The organism is Methylacidimicrobium cyclopophantes (assembly GCF_902143385.2).
Classification (GTDB): Bacteria; Verrucomicrobiota; Verrucomicrobiia; order Methylacidiphilales; family Methylacidiphilaceae; genus Methylacidimicrobium; species Methylacidimicrobium cyclopophantes.
Window position 1 is genome coordinate 1 of the sequence record NZ_CABFUZ020000030.1, and the last position, 2,567, is coordinate 2,567.

Below are 2,567 nucleotides of genomic sequence, written 5' to 3' on the forward strand. Positions count from 1 at the left end.
CATTAGCTCGCTCGCTCATTGCGGCAATTTGCCTTCGGAGGGAGGAGCTTCCTGCTGCGGTACCTCCGGCTCCACAGGCAGCGGGGAGCTCTCGTGCGCGGGGGAAGCCGTCTCGGGAGGCTGCGGCAAGCTTTTTTGGGCTCGGGATCTCTTTTCCGCCTGCGGAGGAGGTCCCTGATAAAACTCCTTGTGCCGGATCTGTCCTCCGGCGTGACTCGTCCAGATCCCTAACAAAAGAGAGGCGAGGCTCGCGAGAACGGTCGCGGAGGAGAAAAAGCTTAACCCCTTAGGAAAGAGAGCGGATGAGACCAAGGTCACCGCCGCGATCGCCGCCGTTCCGTAGAGCATCCATACCGTCCTTTCTCCCCGCTCCTCGTGAACGTCCAACCAGGCCTTTTGCTTTTGCGTGATCATCGTCTCCACCCGATCCTCTCCCTCCTTTCCATATTCTTGCACGAGCCAACCAGAGGCCGAGGTGAGAATGATGAGCGCCAGGGCGATGACCTGCGTCGCCCGGCTCTTGAAGGCTAAGCCAGCGAGATAGGCGGCTAATGCCGTCGCAAGACCATAGATTGGAATAGGATGGAGAAGGACGTGGACGTATTCCGGCTGCTTGAGGGTGTCCAAAAAATCTTGGAATTCGTTCACAACCGGCGCTCAGTCGCTCCTGGTGGAAAGGCAGAAAAATCCCGGGAAAATGGCACCGTCAAAAACGGAACCCCTATCAGAGGTCCCGCGCCGGCTTCGGTCGTCCTACTTCCGCAAGAACGGCCCGCCTCGCCCTCCTAGCCTACAATCCGGCACGGGACGCGAAGTCAAAAAGCGCTCGAAGGAAATCCCCTTGAATCCAGAAGGCTCGTTATGGCTGAAACTCAGCATCTTCGATCAGATTATAGCCTTCCGCGCTCGCCAATTTCCCCTTGACCGTTACCGTCTGGGTCTTGGGAATTGCAGAGGACTTCAGCGGCTTGTGCTCCCCGAAGAGCATGTAGAGCTTTCCGTCGTCGCCCTTCAGTCCTACGGGCAACCCCAGGTTGATGCACTTCCTGGCGCAACTCGAATGCTTGTCTCCCGCCGCACCATGATCGATGTAACAGTAGAGGTCGACGAGCTCCCCTTTTACGGTGACCTCTTGCTTCTCCTCCGCACGAAGCCCCACTATCCCAGCGCAAAGCAGCAGCGCCCCGCACAAGATGCTTTTTCCAATTCGCATGACGCCTCCTTTCCCGGTTGATTTTCCCGGCGCAAGGCATCCTACAAACCGATCTTCCCCGTCACAAGATTTATCGATGCCAACCGCTTCCGCGCCGAAAGCCGGCGCTCGATCGCTCATCTTGGTTCCCGCTCTGCGCCACGCCGCAGATATTTCGTATCCGATGGGCGAAAAGCACCTAGGCTACGGGCGCGCTTCGGCGGGTGACACAAGCTCCCAGAGCGGCCCCTTCCGCCCCTCAACCACGATTTTCCGCTTTTGCCCGAGGTGACTTCGGACCAACAGGACCATGCTCGCGCAAAAAGCAACGAAGACCAGCAGGTCCAAAGCCCGAAGGACCGATCGGCGAATTCTCCGTCCAAATGCCCCCATAAAGCTTTCCCGGCCGCTTTCCCAAAACAATCGGAAAACAAGAGAAGCTTGCGCCCACGGCATTCCCCATGCAACAGAAAGCCAATGCCCGATTCGCTCCGCGATCTCAAAGAGCTCTTCGAACGGAACGGAACTTTCGTCATCCTTTCCCACATCCGCCCCGACGGCGACGCGTTCGGGAGCTCGATCGGATTAGCTCTGATTTTGAAAGCCATGGGGAAGGAGGTGTGCGTCTTCAACGAGGACGGCTTACACGATTCCTACGCATATCTAGCACGCTCGATTCCCGTCGAAAAAACGCCACTCGGGCCTCCGCCCGGCCGCCTCAACGTGATCGCGGTCGACTGCTCTACGCGCGAACGCCTCGGAGAAAACTTCCAGCGGTGGGGAATTTCCGTGGACGGCAACATCGACCACCATCCGGACAACCCGGGGTACGCAACTATCAATCTGATTGATCCGCAAGCCCTTGCTACGGCAGAGATCCTCGCTCGAGTCTCTCGAGAACTCGGTCTCCCTCTCCCCGCGGAAGCGGCGGCCGCTTTGTACGTGGGGATTCTCACCGACACCAACTCCTTTTGCTTTCGTCCTCTCCGGCCGGAAACCTTGGAGCTCGCCGCAGAGTTGATTCGCGCCGGAGCCGATCCGGAGATGCTTTCCTGGCGTACATTCCGCAACTTTTCTCTCAACCGCTTTGCGCTTTTGCGGGAGATCCTCAACCGAACCCGCTTTGCCGCGGACAATCGAATCGCCTTCTATCGCCTCACCGCCGACCTCTATGCAAAAACGGGGACGACCTCGGTCGAGGTCGAGACCTTCCTGAACTACCTACAGCTTGTCGAGACGGTACAGGTGGCCTTTATGGTCGAGGAAGTTGGACCGCGGCTCACTCGGATCAGCCTCCGATCGATTCCCTCGATCGACGTGCGTCCCGTCGCCGCTCAATTCGGAGGAGGGGGACACCGCTGCGCCGCGGGCGCTC

The 2,567-nt window shown here is 58.7% G+C and carries 3 protein-coding genes; 1 reads left to right on the forward strand and 2 read right to left on the reverse strand.

Going from position 1 to position 2,567, the window contains the following annotated elements; all coding sequences use genetic code 11:
- Window positions 1-15 precede the first annotated feature (15 nt).
- Both FN369_RS00840 and FN369_RS00845 read right to left on the reverse strand, forming a co-directional pair.
- Window positions 16-648, reverse strand: a complete 633-nt coding sequence (locus tag FN369_RS00840) for a hypothetical protein (RefSeq protein WP_142524329.1) — start codon at window positions 646-648, stop codon at window positions 16-18.
- Window positions 649-859: 211 nt separating this feature from the next.
- Window positions 860-1,213 carry a hypothetical protein gene (locus FN369_RS00845; RefSeq protein WP_142524330.1) on the reverse strand — a complete coding sequence of 118 codons (354 nt, stop codon included), beginning with the start codon at window positions 1,211-1,213 and terminating at the stop codon, window positions 860-862.
- Window positions 1,214-1,669: 456 nt separating this feature from the next.
- On the opposite strand from FN369_RS00845, the gene FN369_RS00850 reads away from it, so the two are divergent.
- Window positions 1,670-2,567: DHH family phosphoesterase (locus tag FN369_RS00850; RefSeq protein WP_142524331.1), on the forward strand; the 898-nt coding region annotated here is incomplete at its 3' end.